The sequence below is a fragment of the Arthrobacter sp. QXT-31 genome, from assembly GCF_001969265.1.
Taxonomy (GTDB): domain Bacteria; phylum Actinomycetota; class Actinomycetes; order Actinomycetales; family Micrococcaceae; genus Arthrobacter.
In genome coordinates, this window is record NZ_CP019304.1 from 4,107,297 (window position 1) to 4,124,536 (window position 17,240).

Genomic DNA, 17,240 nt, shown 5'->3' on the forward strand with positions numbered 1-17,240 from the left:
TTGACAGTTCGACGACGACTGGAGGCAGCAATGGGCATCAGGACCGGCCAGCAGTACCTGGACAAACTCAACGCGATGAGCCCGCACATCGCGATCGACGGTGAGGTGGTCAGCGGGAAGGTCGCCGAACATCCTGCCTTCCGCAACGTTGCCCGGCAGTACGCGAAGCTGTTCGACATGCAGCACGACCAGCGGTACCAGGGCGCGCTGACCTACACCTCGCCGACCACGGGGGACCTTGTCAATGCGTCCTTCCTGGTGCCCCGGATCATCGAGGACCTGCAGCACCGGCGCCGGGCGACCTCCACGTGGGCCGAGGCGACCAACGGATTCCTCGGCCGCACCGGCGACTACATGAACTCCGCGCTCACTGCCCTTGGCACGGCCGGGAAGTGGTTCTCGCAGGCCGATCCCAAGTTTGCCGAAAATATCAGCAACTACTATGAGTGGGCCCGTGAAAACGACCTGCTGGCAACCCATACGCTGATCCCGCCGCAGGTGAACAGGTCCGTCTCCGGTTCAGAGCAGCTGGGCGGCCAGCTCACGGCGCACGTTGTGGAGGAGCGCGACGGCGGCATTGTGGTCCGCGGCGCCCGCATGCTCGCCACGATCGCGCCCATCGCCGATGAGCTGCTGGTTTTTCCCTCAACGGTGCTGCGCGGCACGCCGGAGGACGCCCCGTATTCCTTTGCGTTCGCCATTCCCAATGACGCGCCCGGGCTCCGGTACCTGTGCCGCACCTCCCTGTACAACGGCGGAAGCGTCCACGACGAACCACTGGCATCCCGCTATGAGGAAATGGACGCCGTGGCCGTCTTTGATGACGTCTTCGTGCCAGGCGACCGCATCTTCATGCTCGGCAACCCGCAGCTGTGCAACTCGTTCTACGCGGAAACCGGCGCCGGTGCCCTCATGACCCACCAGGTTGTCACCCGGACCATCGCCAAGAGTGAGTTCTTCCTTGGCCTGGCCTCCGAACTCGCCGATTCGATCGGCATCGACGGGTTCCAGCACATCCAGGAGGACATCGCCGAACTGATCATAGACGTCGAAATCGGCAAGGCGCTGGTGCGCGCCTCGGAGGCGGACGCCGCACCCAACGAGGCCGGCATGATGCTGCCAAAGTGGACCACGCTCAACGCTGCCCGCAACTGGTATCCGAAGGTGGCGCAGCGTTTCCCGCAGATCATTCGGAAGTTCTCGGCGTCGGGGCTGATGGCCCTGCCCGGTGAAGCGGACGTCAACGGCGAGGCCCGGGCGGACATCGACCTCTACCTGCAGGGGAAGACGCTGACCGGGCCTGAGCGGGTCCGGCTGTTCAAGCTGGCGTTCGACGCCTCAATCTCCGGTTTCTCCGGCCGGCAGTCCCTCTATGAATACTTCTTCTTCGGGGATCCGGTCCGGATGGCGGGGGCGCTGGTCAACACCTATGACCGTGAACCGGCCAGGGCGCGCCTGCGCGAGTTCCTGCACAGGGCTGACTGAGGGGTGCGCCACATCACATTTCCGTAGTATCCTTTGACACTAACTGACCGTTCGATCAGTAAATCGGACGGCCATTCATCACCTGCGGCAGTAGCACTGCCCCCCAGCCACGGAGTTTCAATGACCGCAACTTCACCCGTAGATTCAGAGGCAGGCCCCAGCAGCAAGCGCGAGGAACGCAAAGTCCTTGCCGGCACGCTGGTGGGCACCACCATCGAGTGGTACGACTTCTTCATCTTCGCCCAGCTCACGGCAACGCTGCTGTCCCCGCTGTTCCTGGCCCCGCTGAATGCATCCAACCCCGGCCTGGCGCAGATCCTCTCCTTCGCCCTGATCGGCATCAGCTTCCTGTTCCGGCCGCTCGGCGCCATCATCGCCGGACACCTGGGGGACCGCCTCGGCCGCAAGGCAATGCTCGTGTTCACCCTCATCATGATGGGTGCCGCAACTGCGCTCATCGGCATGCTGCCCACCTACGCCCAGATCGGCGCCTGGGCTCCAATCCTGCTGATCCTCCTCCGTGTCCTGCAGGGCTTCTCCGCAGGCGGCGAGTGGGGCGGCGCCGCCCTCATGGCTGTAGAGCACGCGCCGCTGCACAAGAGGGGGCTGTTCGGTGCCTATCCGCAGATCGGCGTTCCCGTCGGCATGATCCTGGCCACCGGGCTGCTGTTCTTCCTGAACTCCGGAATGTCGCGGGAAGACTTCGCCGCGTGGGGCTGGCGCGTTCCGTTCCTGCTCTCCATCATCCTGATCGTGGTGGGCTACATCATCCGCCGCGCAGTCGGCGAAAGCCCCGTCTTCAAGGAAATGGCCGCGCGCAAGGCTGAAAGCAAGGCGCCGCTCGGCGAGCTCATCCGCCACCACAAGAAGGCCGTGCTGCACTCCACCCTGATCTTCATCGCCAACAACGCGGCAGGCTACCTCCTCATCGCCTTCTTCATCTCCTACGCCACCCGCATCCTGAAGATGCCGGCCCCGCCGGTGCTGCTCGCCACCACGCTGGCCTCGTTCGGCTGGCTGATCTTCACCCTCGTGGGCGGCTGGCTGTCGGACCGGATCGGCCGGGTCAAGACCTTCCTGACCGGTTACGCAATCGTCTTCGCCTGGATGATTCCGATGTTTGCCCTCATCGACACGAAAAACATCTGGCTGTACGGCATTGCCCTGTTCGTCCTGACGGTGGGCCTCGGCCTGTCGTACGGCCCCATGTCAGCCATGTACGCGGAGATGTTCCCGGCCAACGTCCGGTACTCGGGCATCTCGATCGGCTACGCCTTCGGCGCCATTTTGGGCGGCGCGTTCGCCGCCACGATCGCCGAGTCGCTGCTGCAGAGCACCGGGTGGGCCGGCTCCATCGGCATCTACATCATGATCCTGTGCGTCATCTCGGCCGTTGGTGTGCTGCTGGCGAAGGAGACGCGGGGCCGCCCGCTCGGCGTCAGCCGGCACTAAATGGTCAGTCGGCACTAAATGCGGGCGCCCTGCAACAGGGCAATGGCGTCCTCGTCGCTCAGCTGCTCAAAGTGCCGGTAAAAAGCTCCCACGGCCCGGAATCTTCCCGGCAGGTGGAGGCAAAGGACAGTGCAGACCCGCGACAATGACTTCTCCGCCTCGATCGAACCGACGGGCGCGGCAGCCACCACGGTTGCCGCGCCTGCCATCCGGACAGCCTCGACCGCTGCCCGCATGGTGGCTCCCGTCGCCAGTCCGTCGTCCACGAGCAGGACCGTCTTGCCGTGGATATCGGGGTGCACCGCCGGATAGCTGTCAGCGCGGCGCATCAGTTCGGTCCGTTCCCGGTCCTCCACCTGGTCAAGCCACTCCTGCCGCACGCCGTCGCCAAGAATCCGCTCGACGAGAGGCCTGTTGAGCAGCCGGACGATCCTGCCGCCCGAGTAGGCCAGCGCGCCGTATGCGGTCTCATCATGCCCGGGGATGCCCAGCTTGCGGACCAGCAGGGCGCCGAACGGCAGGTGCAGGACGTCAGCGGCGGCGACGGCCACGGGGATGCCGCCCCGGGCCAGGCCCAGCACCACCGTGTCAGGGCGCTCGCGGAATTGCGGCAGGGCGGCCGCCAGCTGCCGTCCGGCGTCTTCCCGGCCTTCAAAAACCATGCCCATGGGTTCCTCTTCCGGTGTCTCCCCCCAGGATCCAGCCTACGCCCGTCAGCTCCGGCGGGAGCCGGCATATTCCTGCGGCTTCCCTAACTGCCGAGGAACGAGATGGCCGCCTGCTTGAAGGCGCGGCTGGTGATGGCATTGGTGTGCGTGCGTCCGGGCAGCACCAGCTGCTCGGCCGAAGAGCCGGCGTTCCGTGCCAGTTCGGCCAGCTGCGGCATGGACGCGGCGCGCTCATCGTTCTCGCCGGCCACCAGCAGCACGGGCATGTGCGGCACGGCCTCGGCGGGATCGTACGGCTCTCCCTTGATGGCCTCCACCAGGGACAGCAGGGCGAAGATGTTGTTGGTCGGCAGCGCCTGCGCCATGCTGAGGAGCCCGGCCGTGGACGCGTCGGCAATGGGCGTGCCGTCCGCCAGGTAGCGTTGGGCAGCAATCAGGTCGAAGGCCGCCAGCGGGTCAGCCATGTTCGGTCCGCCCAAGACCAGCCGGTGCACCAGCTCCGGCTGGGTGGCGCCGAACTCCCAGGCGAGCCGGGAACCGAGGGAATAGCCGATCACGTCCAGCCCGCTGGCGGGGTCATCCTCGCGCAGGGGCCGCGCTCCGGCGTCGAACGCGATTTGCAGGAGGTCTGCCCGGATCCGGCTGGGCGAGTAGGAGTCCATGTCCTCGGGCGCACCGCTCCGGCCATGGCCGGGAAGATCGACGGCGATGACCCGGCGGCCGGCCTCCAGCAGTGCCGGGATCCAGCCCGTATCCTCCCAGTTCAGCTTGCTCGACGCGGAGAAGCCGTGAATGAGGAGGATGGGGCGGAGCCCGGCGTCGTTCCGGGGTTCGTGCACTTCGACGTATAGCTGCGGGTCGGTGCCCTCGACCGTGTGGGAGTGCTGTTCGCCGGTGTGTCTGCCGCTCATCGCCTCAGTCCTCGTCAAGTCTCAATCCTTGTCAGTACAGGGCTCGCCAGCGCTGCTTCTTTGCCGGTCCGCCGTGGATGGGCACCACTCTACCTGCCGGCGGACCGGGCAAATCCACGGCTAGCGGCGCCGGGCGCGCCGGCTTGCAGCGATCCGGGCCCCTGCCCAGCAGGCGGCGGCGATGCCGGCGATCAGCAGGAGGGTGCTGACCAGCTGGATGCGGCTGCTCTCGGCGCTGAAACCCACCGCGAACACCAGCCCAAGCAGCACCAGGCCGAACACCGTGAGCCCGGGGAAGCCCTTCATCCGCAACGGCAGGGCAGTACCGTCGCGGTCGGCGCGCCGGCGCAGGATCAGCTGGGCCACCAGCGCCGAACCCCAGACCACCAGGCACGTGGACCCGACGAGCTGGAACAGGGCGGGCAGGATGCGTTCGGGGAAGAGCAGTTCCAGGACTGTGGCGATGAATCCAAAGGCGACCGAGACGCCGACGGCGATCATGGGCACTCCTGCACCGCTGAGCCGGGACAGGAAACCGGGAGCCTCGCCGCGCTCCGCGAGCGAGAACACCATGCGGGACGCGCCGTACAGGTTGGCGTTCAGGGCAGACAGGAGCGCGACGACGGCCACCAGGGTAATTGCCGTGGCGGCACCGGGGATGCGGGCGGAGTCCAGGACGCCGGCAAACGGCGAGGACAGTGCCTCCGAGGTGGCCGGAAGGACGGCCGCGATCACGAAGACCGAGCCGATGTAGAAGACGAGGATCCGCCACACAACTGTGCGGATCGCTTTGGTGACGCTGTGCTCAGGGTCTTCGGTCTCCGCTGCCGCGACGCTGACGATCTCCGTGCCGCCGAAGGCGAATATCACCACGAACAGGGCGGTGGCGATGCCGCCCAGGCCTGCCGGAGCAAAGTCGCCGGTGATGTTGGCCAGCCCCGGGGATGCCACGTCCGGCAGGAGTCCCAGGAGCAGGGCGGCGCCGATGGCGAGGAACAGGACAATGGCGGCCACCTTGAGGATGGCAAACCAGAACTCGAACTCGCCGAAGTTCTTCACCCCGGCCAGGTTGATGCCGGTGAACACCACCATGAAGACCAGGGAGAGCGCCCACACCGGAATCACGGGCCAGACAGAAAAGAGCAGCCCTGCAGCGCCGAGCGCTTCGGCGGCGATGACCACCACCAGCTGCAGCCACCAGAGCCAGCCCACCGTTGCCCCGGCGGTCTTGCCCATGGCGCGTTCGGCGTAAACGGAGAAAGCGCCGCTGTTGGGGTTCGCTGCCGCCATTTCGCCGAGCGCCCACATGACCAGGATGATGAGCGTGCCGGCCACCAGATAGGAGACCAGGACCGCGGGACCGGCCGCCTGGACGCCGGCCCCGGAGCCCAGGAAGAGCCCGGCGCCAATGGCGCTGCCCAGGCCCATCATGGTGAGCTGGCGGGGCTTCATGCTGTGGCGGAGCTGTACCGCGGGTCGCTCTGCTGTGGACTTCATCGTCATGCTGCGTACCTTCTTGGGGTTGGGGAAATGGTCCTTTTGGGACCTTTCGAATTTACACCCAACTTCCGGCCGCAAAGTCCGCAACATTTTGCATCGCGGGCAAGCCGCCGTAGAATCAGTTCAGGTCATTTTGACCATAACTAATTCCGAGCCGGCCGAAGTGCCGGCGATCGCAGCGAAGCGGGTGATTACCGTGTACACCACCTCAGCCAACGTGGCCGAGCGGCAGTCCGCGCCGCCGTCGCTGGCTATCTCCACGGTGATTTTCGCCCTCCGCCCCAGCGAGTCCTCCGGCCGGCCAACGCTCTGGCTGCCGCTGGTCCGCCGCATCCGGGAACCGTTCAAAGGCCTGTGGGCCCTGCCCGGCGGCCCGCTGACGCACTCCGAGTCGCTGCAGGACGCCGCCTCACGGAACCTGCGGGAAACCACGGGGCTGGCACCCAGTTACCTCGAACAGCTCTACGCCTTCGGCGGTCTGCACCGCTCACCCACCCAGCGGGTGGTGTCAATCGTCTACTGGGCGCTGGTCCAGCCCACGGAAGCTGCCCTGGCGGACGAATCCGAGAACGTCCGGTGGTTCCGCGCCGACAAGCTCGGCAACCTGGCCTTCGACCACAACGCGATTGTGGACTATGCCCTCTGGCGCCTGCGCAACAAGCTGGCCTACGGCTCCATCGCCTACCACTTCCTGGGCGAGTACTTCACCCTCGCCCAGGTCCGCGAGGTCTATGAAGCCGTGCTGGACACGCAACTGGACCCCGCCAACTTCCGACGGCAGATCAAGTCGACGCCGGAAATCGAAGAAACCGGTGAATACCTCCAGGGCGGCAAGCACCGTCCCCCGCGTCTTTACCGATTTACCGGCCGCCCCGGCCTCGACCCAGATAACAGGAGCAACCCATGAGCAGCGTCAACACTGCCATCCAGCTGATCACACGTGAACAGGCCGAGAAGGCCAGTGCAGCCGGCGCCGGCGGCACATGCAATTCAGCTCTTGCCCAGGGCCCCTGGGAATACGACCTCGCGGAAGCCCTCGCCGGTGTTCCTGCGTACGGTCCCGGGGCTTCCAGCGCCGACGTCGCGCCCGCCTCCACGCCGCGCCAGGGGCAGCTTCCCGAGGAGTACAAGCTGGCCAGCGAAGCCGAGCTGGACACCCGGATCCGGGCTGCCAAGGCGGCACTGGGCGACCGTGCCGTCATCCTGGGCCACTTCTACCAGCGCGACGAGGTTGTCCAGTACGCCGACTTTGTGGGTGACTCCTTCCAGCTGGCCAATGCCGCCCTGACCCGGCCCGACGCCGAGGCGATCGTCTTCTGCGGGGTGCACTTCATGGCCGAAACCGCTGACACCCTTTCCAAGCCGGAGCAGGCTGTCATCCTGCCCAACCTCGCCGCCGGATGCTCGATGGCGGACATGGCCGACGCCGATTCCGTGGAGGACTGCTGGGAACAGCTTGAGGAGATCTTCGGCACCGAGCCCGACGCCGAAGGCCGTGTTCCGGTCATCCCTGTCACCTACATGAACTCCTCGGCGGCGCTGAAAGCCTTCTGCGGCCGGAACGGCGGCATCGTCTGCACCTCCTCCAACGCCAAGACGGTCCTGGAGTGGGCCTTCCAGCGCGGCCAGCGCGTCCTCTTCTTCCCGGACCAGCACCTCGGCCGGAACACGGCCAAGGCCCTGGGTGTCCCGCTCGAGCAGATGCCCATGTGGAACCCGCGCAAGGAACTTGGCGGCAACGAGGAACAGGCACTGCTGGACGCCCGCGTCATCCTCTGGCACGGATTCTGCTCGGTCCACAAGCGCTTCAGCGTTGCCCAGATCGAGAAGGCCCGCGCCGACTTCCCCGGCGTCAACGTGATTGTGCACCCCGAATGCCCCATGGAAGTGGTGGACGCAGCCGACTCCGCCGGCTCCACGGACTTCATCCAGAAGGCCATCGCGGCAGCCACCGAGCCCACGGTCTTCGCGATTGGTACCGAGATCAACATGGTGAACCGGCTGGCGGCCCAGTACCCGCAGCACACCATCTTCTGCCTGGACCCGGTGATCTGCCCCTGCAGCACCATGTATCGGATCCACCCGGGCTACCTGGCCTGGGTCCTCGAAGAGCTGGTCGCCGGCCGCGTGGTCAACCGCATCACCGTGGACGACGACGTGCAGCAGGATGCCAGGACGGCACTTGAGCGCATGCTCGCCGCCAAGCCCTGATAGGGAGCCCGCAATGACCAGCGATAACGGAACGACCGGCCGCCGGCGGCTCGCCGTCGTCGGCAGCGGCATCGCCGGCCTCTACGCCGCCCTGCTCGCGGCGGAGGCCGGCGCCGACGTGGTGCTGCTGACCAAGGGCGCGCCCGCGGAGAGCAACACGTACTTCGCGCAGGGCGGCATTTCCGCCGTCCTCGATGAGCCGTCACCCGGCGACACCGTGGCCGCCCACATCGCCGACACGCTGAAGGCCGGTGCCGGGCACTGCAACCCCGCGGCCGTCCGCATTCTCTGCACCGAGGCGCGCCGGGACATCGCCGGGCTCGGACGCTTCGGCGTCCGCTTCGACCTTGACGACGACGGCGACCCGGCCTTGGGCCTGGAGGCCGCCCACTCGGCGCCGCGGATCCTGCACGCCGGCGGCGACGCCACCGGCGCCGGGATCGCCAACGCCCTGATCTGCGCCGTGCTCGCCGCGCAGGCCACAGGCAGGATCCGGCTGCTGGGCCACGCCACGGTCACCGCCCTCCTGCAGCAGGGCCGGCGGGTCACCGGTGTTGAGTTCCTGCAGGATGGAAGGGCAGGCAGCCTCCAGGCCGACGCCGTGCTGCTGGCCACCGGCGGGGCAGGACAGCTGTTCGCGCAGACCACGAACCCGTCCGTTGCCACCGCCGACGGACTGGCCCTCGCCTGGCGGGCCGGCGCCGCTGTCGCGGACCTCGAGTTCTTCCAGTTCCACCCCACGTGCCTGGTTAGGCTGGATGGGGGAGCAGGGGCTGAACACGGACTGGACCCGCTGTTGATCTCCGAGGCCGTCCGCGGCGAGGGTGCCATCCTCGTTGACGCGCACGGCCGCCGCTTCCTGCACGGGTACCACCCGGACGGTGAACTCGCCCCGCGCGATGTGGTTTCGCGCAGCATCGCCCTGCACCTGGCCGCGCTGGGCGACCCCAACGGCCACGTCTACCTCGACGCCCGGGATCTCGAGGAAGCACGTGGAGCAGGCTTCCTGGCCAAGCGCTTCCCGACCCTCACGCAGCGCACCCGCGAAGCCGGCATCGACTGGACCCGGGAGCTGGTGCCCGTCGCGCCGGCTGCGCACTACTGGATGGGCGGCGTCTCCACCGACCTGCACGGCCGCACCACCGTCCCCGGCCTCTATGCCGCCGGCGAGGTTGCGTGCACCGGAGTCCAGGGCGCCAACCGGCTCGCCAGCAACTCCTTGCTTGAAGGACTCGTCTTCGGCCGGCGGGCTGTTGAGGCGTTCCTTGGCGAACAGCGTGAGCCGTCGCAGGACAGCACTACTCCGCGTCCCCACGATCGCCCTAACCTAGCAAGCTCGGCCAGGGAACCCGGATCGCGTGGGCCCACGGCCGCGAGCGGCCTCCCTTTGACGCACGCTTCCGTAGCACTGTCCCGCGACTTCGCGGTGGACGACGGAAGCGCTGCGCCCTACCCCGAGGAGAGATTGGGAGATGCCGCGTCCGGGGAGTTTTCCCGCGAGAGCCTGCGGCGGTTGATGACTGCCAAGGCCGGGGTGTTGCGCAGCGGCGACTTGCTGCGGGAGGCCGGAACCACGCTTGCCGGGTGGTTTGAAGACGTGTGCCCGGAAGTCGCGCCGCTGAGCGCGGACCCGCGGGCCCATGAGGACGCCAACCTGCTGCTCGCCGCGCAGCTGCTGGTCCACGCGGCGCGGGAGCGAACCGGCTCGCTCGGCGCGCATTACCGGGACGACAGCCTGGCAGAACCCGCAGTTCCGGACACCCTAGACGAAGCATTCAGAATGAGCCCGAAAGCGAGCCTTGTCCATGACTAGCCTGACCCTCCCTGCAGCACCCGTCCGCGAGATCCTGGAGCGGGCCTTCGCAGAGGATGCGCCCAGCGGCGACATCACCTCGCAGCTGCTGATCCCGGCAGAGGCCCGGGCCACCGCGGTCCTTAACGCCCGCGTCCCGGGAGTCTTCAGCGGAGGCAGCGTGTTCCGCGACGCGATGCTGATGGTTGACCCGGACACGCAGGTGGAGCTGCTCGTGGCAGACGGCGAGGCATTCGCTGCCGGAACGAAGCTGGCACGGGTCACCGGCCGGGCGCGCAGCGTGCTGCTGGCCGAGCGGGTCGGCCTGAACCTGGCTCAGCGGATGAGCGCCATCGCTACCAAGACGGCGGAATTCGTAGCCTTGGCCGCGGGCACCAAGGCCCGCATCACGGACACCCGCAAAACCACTCCGGGCCTGCGCGTCCTGGAACGGTACGCAGTCCGGTGCGGCGGCGGCGCCAACCACCGCTACAGCCTTTCCGACGCCGTGCTGGCCAAGGACAACCACCTCGCCGTCATGACCGGGGGAGACCCCGCACGGCTGACCGAGCTCCTCGCCGGCGCGAAGGCGCAGCTGGGGCACACCACACACTTCGAGGTGGAGGTGGACAGCGCCGAGCAGATCGAACCCGTCCTGGCGGCCGGCGTGGACACCATCATGCTGGACAACTTCACCATCGAGGAACTCCGCGCCGGGGTCCGGCAGGTCGCCGGCCGGGCCGTGGTGGAAGCCAGCGGCAACGTCAACCTCCGCACCGTGGCCGATATCGCGGCCGCCGGCGTGGACGTCATCTCCGTCGGAGCCCTGACGCACAGCGTCACGGCACTGGACCTCGGCCTGGACGTCGAACTGACAGTGGGGTGAGCACACCATGATCTTCCTGGACGCAGCAGCCACAACACCCGTCCGCCGGGAGGTGCTGGAGGCCATGTGGCCCTACCTCACCGGAGAATTCGGCAACCCCTCAAGCCACCATTCGCTCGGAGACTCTGCCGCGCGGGCGCTCGCGGATGCCCGGAAGGCCGTGGCCGGGGTGCTGGGCTGCCGGCCGGGGGAGATTACGTTCACCTCCGGAGGGACGGAGGCGGACAACCTCGCCCTCAAGGGGATTGCCCTGGCGCGGCAGGCCGCGGACCCGGCGCTGAACCGGGTGGCGATCAGCGCCGTCGAGCATCCTGCCGTGGAGGAGTCCGCGCGGTACCTTGAGCGCTTCCACGGTTTCGCCGTGGATGTGGTGCCGGTTGACGGGGACGGAAGGGTCACAATGGAGGCGCTTGCCGCCGTGCTGCGGGATGAAACCGCGCTGGTCAGCATCATGTACGCCAACAACGAGGTGGGCACGGTCCAGCCGGTGGCCGAACTGGCGGCCCTGGCGAGGGGGCGGGGGATCCCGTTCCACACCGACGCCGTCCAGGCCGCCGGCTGGCTGCCGTTGGATGTGAGGGCCCTCGGGGTGGATGCGCTGAGCATCTCCGGGCACAAGCTCGGGGCGCCCAAGGGCAACGGCGTCCTGTTCGTGCGCGGCCGGACCCGCATGGAGCCCCTCCTGCACGGCGGCGGCCAGGAACGCAGCCGCCGCTCCGGCACCGAGAACGTTGCGGGCGCCGTGGCCCTGGCCACCGCCCTCACCCTGGCGCATGCCGACCAGCCGGCGCTCGCGGGCCGCGTCATTGGCTTGAGGGACCAGTTCATCAAAGAGGTGCTGCATAGCGTCCCCGGAGCACTGCTGACCGGTCACCCGACCGAACGGCTGCCCTCGGTGGCATCCTTCTGCTTCCCGGGCACCAGCGGGGAGTCCGTGCTGCTGGAACTCGAACGCCAGGGCGTGGTCTGCTCCAGCGGGTCGGCGTGCGCGGCGGGCTCGGATGCGCCGTCCCCGGTGCTGGTGGCACTGGGCATCGGGGCCGAGGTGGCACAGACGGCCGTCCGCTTCAGCTTTGATTCCTCGGTGACCGCGGCGGACCTGGAGGCTGCCGCGGCGGCGGTGACGGCCGCCGTCGGAAGCGTCCGGAACCTGGGCCTGATTCCGGGGTAGGCTGCCGGTCAGCTAGCGGCTGTGACGGGGTTGGAGAGCTCGCCGATTCCGCCCACCCGGCACGTGACGGCGTCGCCCGGCTGGATGCCGGCGCTGGCCGCCGGGAATCCGGTGAGCACCAGGTCGCCGGGGTGCAGGGTCATGAACGACGTCAGGTAGACGAGGATCTCGTCCACCTTCCAGCCCAGGTCTGCGGTGCTTGCCGCCGGCAGTTCGGTGCCGTTGTGCACCACGCCGACCGGCAGGTCCGCGTGGTCCAGCCCGGTGACGATCCAGGGCCCCGCCGGCGTGAAGGTGTCCTGGCTCTTGGCGCTCAACCAGAGCTCATCGGTCCTTTGCAGCCTGCGGGCGGTGACGTCGTTGGCGATGGTGTAGCCCAGAACCGCTGTCCGGGCGTTGTCGAGGGTCAGGTTTTTCGCTGTCCGGCCGACGACGACGGCCAGTTCCGCTTCCGGCTCCACCAGGCCGATTCCGGCCGGCAGTACGATCGCCTCGCCGGGTCCGATTACGCTGGTGGCCGCCTTGTGGAAGGCCTGGGCCGGAAGGTCCCGGCCGGCCTGCCCGGTGTTGTGGGCCATGCCCAGGACATTCGCAGGCACGCTCGGTGCCAGGAAGGTGAAGCTGTCCTCGGAGACCTGGGCGCCGGGCTCCCATCCCTGCCGGTGGTTACTGGCGGCGTTGGCCCGTGAGCCAGGGAACGGCGACTCCACCACGGTCCAGGTCCGTCCCGCGGTGCCCCCGAAATCCTTGGCGTCGTTGGCCACGAAAAACTGTTCGGGAAGCTGGGACTGTGCAATATGCGGGGACTGTGCAGGGGCGAGGGGGCGGACGCGGGCGATCCGGCGCGGGACGGGTGGGGTCATTCAGCCATCGTATGTGCCCGGTGGAGCAGCCGGGGACTGCGTGACGTCAGTACAGCTCGCCTACGGGGATCTCCACGGCAAGCCGGTTGGCGGGGCCGGCGAGCGGGCAGGCCCAGGCCTCGTTGTAGGCGCACGAGGGGTTGTAGGCGAAGTTGAAGTCAAGCACGTACTGGGCCTCGGACCCGGAACCGCGGATGCCATGGAATGCCCCCTTGATGGTGTCCAGGAGGTAGCGGCCGGCGCCGTAGCTGCCGCCCGGCTGTCCGGCCGTGGCGTCGCGGAACGGGACGAAGATCCCGCCGCCGTAGCCCAACAGCTTCCACACGGCCAGCTGCCCCATCTCGGGAAGGTCGAACGTACCCAGCCGGACAAACCTCACCAGCCCGTCCGTTCCGGTTTCGACGTTCATCTCCTGTCCGGCGCCCTCCTTGGTCAAGGGAACGTAGAACCGGTAGATGGGATCGTAGTCAGCCGTCTTCAGACCGTAGAAGGACGCCTTGGCCTCGGCGGTCAGGGCCGACGCCGGATGCGTGCCGAACATGCGGTCACGCTCCTGGCGCCAGTAGGCGTGGGCTTCAGCGGGACTGTCCGCGGCGATCTTGCGCACCGTGTCATAGAGGGCAAACGTCCGCAGCCGCCAGTCTGCAATGTCGACGGCGGACATGTCCGCCAGGGTCTGTTCCGCTGCATCCAGTTCGTGTTCGGCCATGATCACAGCCTATTGCCAATTCCAGTCGTGGGCTGGGGCGGGGGCCGGAGCACAGGGCGAAACGCTGGCCCGCAACCTGCGGCCAGGCCCGGCGTCCCCAGCCTCCCAGTTCAATACAGCTAGGCTGGAGCCATGACAGGGATCACGGCCTCTGGACGTACGGCGACCGCCGCCGTCGTGCTGTTGACGGCAGGGCTGCTGGCTGGCTGCAGCAGCGACGGCAAAGGTGCGCCCGCCTGGACAGCGGAGCCGGGCACCAGCCCGGCGAGCGGTGCGGCCACGGGTTCCGCAGGTCCCTCCCCAACGGCATCCGCCGGTGCCTCCGCCTCGGCCGGTGCCACGGCAGCGGCGTGGAAGGTCTTCACCGACCCCGCCAAGACCGTGAGCTTTGAGCTTCCGCAGGACTGGATCGCCCAGTCGGTGGAACCTGACAAGGGAACCCTTCCGGGTGCCGTGAAGATTGAAGTCAAGGACGCAGAAGGCACGTACCTGGCCACCCTGCAGACAGGTCTGCCCAGCAGCACCGCAGCGAGCTGCCCGGCTTCTGCCCGCAAGTCATACGTCGTGGTCAGCAGTGTCCCGGTGGAGCTGCCACACAGCGGCGGGGAGGGGACCATCGACCCGCATGTGGTGTTCAGGGTGATCCAGGGCTACCGGTACTTCGGCTCCTACGGCATCACCAACATGGTGGGCGGCGCCGATTCCAAGGCCTGCCAGCTGCAGAATGTGGTGCAGGGCCTGGCGGGCAAGGGGAACTACTCGTTCAGCGACGTGCGCTCGCTGAAGGCGTTCGCGCCGGATGAAAAGGTGGCCCCCGCCAAAGCCTTCGACACCCTTGACCAGGCCGCCGGCTACGTCAACGAGGGCGCCGAATTCGCCAACGTCCAGCGGATGCTAATGTCTCTGGAGATCAAGAACTAGTCCCGCTGCGCCTCCGGCACACCCCAGCCCGCAGCCGCGGCTGACGCCTCACACCCCGGAGACCCATGGAACGAACTGTTGCTTCCCGCCTGGTATTTAAGACTGTGGCTGACACCAAGGTGGCCATGGCCATCGCCGTGGCGAGGAACGCCGGCTACACGTCTTTTGAGGAGGACCTCAGCGTGACGGCGGACGGGAAACAGGTTCCGCTCACTGAGCTTTCGGACCATCACGGCGGCAGGTTCCACTACATGGAGTTCGCGGACCCCACGGAAGTCACCGTGGATTATTCGGCGACTGTCGGCGGCCGGGCGGAACCCGCCGAGGCCACACTGATGGAACTGATCAGGTATGTCCGGCCCAGCCGGTATGCAGAGTCCGACCGGCTGCTTCCCACGTCCTATGCGGAGTTCGGCGGACTCCAGGGCGGGGAGCTCCTGCAGGCTGTGCGCAACTGGGTGTTCAGCGAGCTGCGCTACGTCAGCGGTTCTTCCCGGGGAACGGACGGCGCCGTGGAGACCCTCCTGCACCGGCGGGGCGTCTGCCGGGACTACGCGCACCTGGCGATCTCTCTGCTCCGGGCGAAGAACGTGCCCGCCCGGCTGGCGGCCGTCTACGCGCCGGGGCTTTCCCCGATGGATTTCCATGCCGTCGCCGAGGCCCATGTCAACGGGGCCTGGCACGTGATTGACCCCACCGGCCTGGCGCCCCGGGAGGCCATGCTGCGCATCACGGCCGGGCGCGACTCCTCGGACACGGCGTTCCTGTCCACCGTGGGCGGAAGCCTGTCCCTCAAAGAGATCCGGGTGTCCGCGACCGTGGACGGTGAACTCCCGGCGGAGGAGCCGGACAAGCTGGCAGTGATCCGCTGACTGCAGCAGGGCGGAAGGCAAGCTGCGGCGGGACTGGCGTCCCGCCGTCGGGCATCTCCTGCCGTCCCGCTAACGGGGTGGCAGCGACGCGCGCAGCTTCTCCGTGAGCCGCAGCAGTTCCCGCTGCTCCGCCGCCGTCAGCGCCGGGCCAACGAGCTCGGCGATGTCCCGCACATGCTCCCGGCCGATTTCCTTCTGCAGCGCGGCACCCTCCTCCGTCAGCCGCAGCAGCACGCCCCGGCCGTCGTCCGGGGCAGGCATGCGCTCCAGCAGGCCGCGCTTCTCCAGCCGGTCCACCAGCCTGCTCAGGCTGGACTGGCTCAGCAGCACATTGTCGTTCAGCTCATTCAGGCGAAGCCAGCCGGACGGGCACCGCGACAGGGTGAACAGCACGTCGTACTCGTTAACTGCCAGGTTCCGGAAGGCCGGCCCAGACTGTAGCCGGCGCATCACGGCCACCTGCGCCCGGAACAGCGACTCCCAGGTTTCAGCGGCCAGCCGGACTGCAGACGTCGACTTCCCGGACGTCGACGGCCCGGGCGCCGACGGCCCGGGCGCCGAGCGCCCGGACCTCGACTCCCCGGACGTGGCCGGGGTGTTCCTCGGTGTCACCGTGACTCCGTGGGGGAGCCTGTGGCGGCAGCGGTGTCCTGGCCGATTCCGGCGGCAGCGTCCTCACCGGCAGCCCCTTCGGCGGCAATCCGGGCCGCGACGCGTCCGGCGTGCGTGGGCGGGGCCGGGATGTGCGCCGGCGTGCGGTCGGCGTACTCCTTGCGCAGGACCGGCAGGACTTCCTCGCCGAACAGGTCCAGCTGCTCCAGGACGGTCTTCAGCGGCAGGCCTGCGTGGTCGATCAGGAACAGCTGGCGCTGGTAGTCGCCGAAGAACTCGCGGAAGGTGAGGGTCTTCTCGATGACCTCCTGCGGGCTGCCGACGGTGAGCGGTGTCTGCGACGTGAAGTCCTCCAGCGACGGGCCGTGGCCGTAGACGGGGGCGTTGTCGAAGTACGGCCGGAACTCCCGGACAGCGTCCTGCGAGTTCTTCCGCATGAAGAACTGCCCGCCGAGCCCCACGATTGCCTGGTCTGCCTTGCCGTGGCCGTAGTGCTCGTAGCGCTCGCGGTACAGGCCGATCAGCTGCTGGTAGTGCTCCTTGGGCCAGAAGATGTTGTTCGCGAAGAACCCGTCGCCGTAGTACGCCGCCACCTCCGCGATCTGCGGCGTACGGATGGAGCCGTGCCACACAAAGGGGGCCACGCCGTCGAGCGGGCGGGGGGGGGAGGTGAAGTTCTGAAGCGGCGTGCGGAACTTTCCGGACCAGTTGACGGTGTCCTCATCCCACAGCTTGCGGAGGAGGCTGTAGTTCTCGATGGCCAGCTCGATCCCGTCCTGGATGTTCTTGCCGAACCAGGGGTAGACCGGAGCGGTGTTGCCGCGGCCCAGCACCAGGTCAACGCGGCCGTCGGCCAGATGCTGCAGCATGGCGAAGTCCTCGGCGATCTTGACCGGATCGTTGGTGGTGATCAGCGTGGTGGCCGTGGAAAGCGTGATGCGCTCGGTCTGCGCGGCGATGTACGCGAGGGTGGTGGTGGGGGAAGAGGAGAAGAACGGCCGGTTGTGGTGCTCGCCGAGGGCGTACACATCCATGCCGATCTCTTCGACCTTCTTGGCGATGGCCACGGATGCCTTGATGCGCTCGTGCTCCGTGGGGGTCCGGCCCGTGGTGGGGTCCTGGGTGATGTCGCTGACGCTGAATACGCCGATCTGCATGATGTGCCTTCCGTTCGCCGAAGTAGTCCC

The 17,240-nt window shown here is 67.8% G+C and carries 16 protein-coding genes; 9 read left to right on the forward strand and 7 right to left on the reverse strand.

Translation table 11 applies throughout. The annotated features are described in order from the left end of the window. Nucleotides 1-30: 30 nt before the first annotated feature. Entirely contained in the window at nt 31-1,485 is a 1,455-nt protein-coding gene (hpaB, locus tag BWQ92_RS18670; protein ID WP_076802070.1) for a 4-hydroxyphenylacetate 3-monooxygenase, oxygenase component, read from the forward strand. Between the two features lie 120 nt (nt 1,486-1,605). Further along, a complete protein-coding gene (locus tag BWQ92_RS18675) occupies nt 1,606-2,937 on the forward strand; it encodes an MFS transporter (protein WP_076802073.1) in 1,332 nt (443 codons plus the stop codon). Between the two features lie 14 nt (nt 2,938-2,951). On the opposite strand, the gene BWQ92_RS18680 is transcribed toward BWQ92_RS18675, so the two are convergent. The 3 genes from BWQ92_RS18680 to BWQ92_RS18690 form a co-directional block, all read right to left on the reverse strand. Then, nucleotides 2,952-3,605: a phosphoribosyltransferase gene (locus tag BWQ92_RS18680; RefSeq protein WP_076802078.1), complete on the reverse strand. Its 654-nt coding sequence runs from the start codon at nt 3,603-3,605 to the stop codon at nt 2,952-2,954. Nucleotides 3,606-3,688: 83 nt separating this feature from the next. Further along, entirely contained in the window at nt 3,689-4,516 is an 828-nt protein-coding gene (locus BWQ92_RS18685) for an alpha/beta fold hydrolase (protein ID WP_076802080.1), read from the reverse strand. Between the two features lie 120 nt (nt 4,517-4,636). Continuing rightward, the gene (locus tag BWQ92_RS18690; protein WP_076802083.1) at nt 4,637-6,019 is read right to left on the reverse strand and encodes an amino acid permease; all 1,383 of its coding nucleotides are present in this window, start codon (nt 6,017-6,019) and stop codon (nt 4,637-4,639) included. Nucleotides 6,020-6,212: 193 nt separating this feature from the next. Here BWQ92_RS18690 and BWQ92_RS18695 point away from each other — a divergent pair, with 193 nt between their 5' ends. From BWQ92_RS18695 to BWQ92_RS18715, 5 genes are read left to right on the forward strand one after another with little or no spacing between them, the layout of a single operon-like run. Next, nucleotides 6,213-6,923: an NUDIX hydrolase gene (locus BWQ92_RS18695; protein ID WP_076803824.1), complete on the forward strand. Its 711-nt coding sequence runs from the start codon at nt 6,213-6,215 to the stop codon at nt 6,921-6,923. Further along, a complete protein-coding gene (gene nadA, locus BWQ92_RS18700; RefSeq protein ID WP_076802085.1) occupies nt 6,920-8,227 on the forward strand; it encodes a quinolinate synthase NadA in 1,308 nt (435 codons plus the stop codon). Before BWQ92_RS18695 ends, nadA begins: the two co-directional genes overlap by 4 nt. A gap of 13 nt (nt 8,228-8,240) precedes the next feature. Then, nucleotides 8,241-10,040 carry an L-aspartate oxidase gene (gene nadB / locus BWQ92_RS18705; RefSeq protein ID WP_076802088.1) on the forward strand — a complete coding sequence of 600 codons (1,800 nt, stop codon included), beginning with the start codon at nt 8,241-8,243 and terminating at the stop codon, nt 10,038-10,040. Further along, entirely contained in the window at nt 10,033-10,905 is an 873-nt protein-coding gene (gene nadC, locus BWQ92_RS18710) for a carboxylating nicotinate-nucleotide diphosphorylase (protein WP_076802091.1), read from the forward strand. The genes nadB and nadC overlap by 8 nt, the downstream gene beginning before the upstream one ends. Before the next feature lie 7 nt (nt 10,906-10,912). Then, the gene (locus BWQ92_RS18715; protein ID WP_076802093.1) at nt 10,913-12,076 is read left to right on the forward strand and encodes a cysteine desulfurase family protein; all 1,164 of its coding nucleotides are present in this window, start codon (nt 10,913-10,915) and stop codon (nt 12,074-12,076) included. An 8-nt stretch (nt 12,077-12,084) separates the two neighbouring features. On the opposite strand, the gene BWQ92_RS18720 is transcribed toward BWQ92_RS18715, so the two are convergent. Both BWQ92_RS18720 and BWQ92_RS18725 read right to left on the reverse strand, forming a co-directional pair. Then, nucleotides 12,085-12,939: a fumarylacetoacetate hydrolase family protein gene (locus BWQ92_RS18720; protein ID WP_076802096.1), complete on the reverse strand. Its 855-nt coding sequence runs from the start codon at nt 12,937-12,939 to the stop codon at nt 12,085-12,087. Nucleotides 12,940-12,985: 46 nt separating this feature from the next. Then, nucleotides 12,986-13,648 carry a DUF1684 domain-containing protein gene (locus BWQ92_RS18725; RefSeq protein WP_076803825.1) on the reverse strand — a complete coding sequence of 221 codons (663 nt, stop codon included), beginning with the start codon at nt 13,646-13,648 and terminating at the stop codon, nt 12,986-12,988. 132 nt (nt 13,649-13,780) lie between these two features. On the opposite strand from BWQ92_RS18725, the gene BWQ92_RS18730 reads away from it, so the two are divergent. Together BWQ92_RS18730 and BWQ92_RS18735 are read left to right on the forward strand one after the other, a co-directional pair. Next, the gene (locus BWQ92_RS18730) at nt 13,781-14,569 is read left to right on the forward strand and encodes a hypothetical protein (protein WP_076802099.1); all 789 of its coding nucleotides are present in this window, start codon (nt 13,781-13,783) and stop codon (nt 14,567-14,569) included. A gap of 65 nt (nt 14,570-14,634) precedes the next feature. Beyond that, entirely contained in the window at nt 14,635-15,441 is an 807-nt protein-coding gene (locus BWQ92_RS18735) for a transglutaminase-like domain-containing protein (protein WP_076802102.1), read from the forward strand. Nucleotides 15,442-15,510: 69 nt separating this feature from the next. Here BWQ92_RS18735 and BWQ92_RS18740 read toward each other — a convergent pair whose 3' ends face one another. Both BWQ92_RS18740 and BWQ92_RS18745 read right to left on the reverse strand, forming a co-directional pair. Further along, the gene (locus BWQ92_RS18740) at nt 15,511-15,939 is read right to left on the reverse strand and encodes a MarR family winged helix-turn-helix transcriptional regulator (protein ID WP_076803826.1); all 429 of its coding nucleotides are present in this window, start codon (nt 15,937-15,939) and stop codon (nt 15,511-15,513) included. Nucleotides 15,940-16,049: 110 nt separating this feature from the next. Next, on the reverse strand, nt 16,050-17,210 hold the full coding sequence (locus BWQ92_RS18745; protein WP_076802105.1) for an LLM class flavin-dependent oxidoreductase: 1,161 nt from the start codon (nt 17,208-17,210) through the stop codon (nt 16,050-16,052). Between the last annotated feature and the right edge of the window lie 30 nt (nt 17,211-17,240).

Coding starts and splice junctions, on each gene's coding strand:
- BWQ92_RS18720 (WP_076802096.1), bottom strand. CDS start 12,939: ATGACCCCACCCGTCCCGCGCCGGATCGCCCGCGTCCGCCCCCTCGCC.
- BWQ92_RS18730 (WP_076802099.1), top strand. CDS start 13,781: ATGACAGGGATCACGGCCTCTGGACGTACGGCGACCGCCGCCGTCGTG.
- nadA (WP_076802085.1), top strand. CDS start 6,920: ATGAGCAGCGTCAACACTGCCATCCAGCTGATCACACGTGAACAGGCC.
- BWQ92_RS18690 (WP_076802083.1), bottom strand. CDS start 6,019: ATGACGATGAAGTCCACAGCAGAGCGACCCGCGGTACAGCTCCGCCAC.
- nadC (WP_076802091.1), top strand. CDS start 10,033: ATGACTAGCCTGACCCTCCCTGCAGCACCCGTCCGCGAGATCCTGGAG.
- nadB (WP_076802088.1), top strand. CDS start 8,241: ATGACCAGCGATAACGGAACGACCGGCCGCCGGCGGCTCGCCGTCGTC.
- BWQ92_RS18675 (WP_076802073.1), top strand. CDS start 1,606: ATGACCGCAACTTCACCCGTAGATTCAGAGGCAGGCCCCAGCAGCAAG.
- BWQ92_RS18745 (WP_076802105.1), bottom strand. CDS start 17,210: ATGCAGATCGGCGTATTCAGCGTCAGCGACATCACCCAGGACCCCACC.
- hpaB (WP_076802070.1), top strand. CDS start 31: ATGGGCATCAGGACCGGCCAGCAGTACCTGGACAAACTCAACGCGATG.
- BWQ92_RS18715 (WP_076802093.1), top strand. CDS start 10,913: ATGATCTTCCTGGACGCAGCAGCCACAACACCCGTCCGCCGGGAGGTG.
- BWQ92_RS18685 (WP_076802080.1), bottom strand. CDS start 4,516: ATGAGCGGCAGACACACCGGCGAACAGCACTCCCACACGGTCGAGGGC.
- BWQ92_RS18725 (WP_076803825.1), bottom strand. CDS start 13,648: ATGGCCGAACACGAACTGGATGCAGCGGAACAGACCCTGGCGGACATG.
- BWQ92_RS18680 (WP_076802078.1), bottom strand. CDS start 3,605: ATGGGCATGGTTTTTGAAGGCCGGGAAGACGCCGGACGGCAGCTGGCG.
- BWQ92_RS18735 (WP_076802102.1), top strand. CDS start 14,635: ATGGAACGAACTGTTGCTTCCCGCCTGGTATTTAAGACTGTGGCTGAC.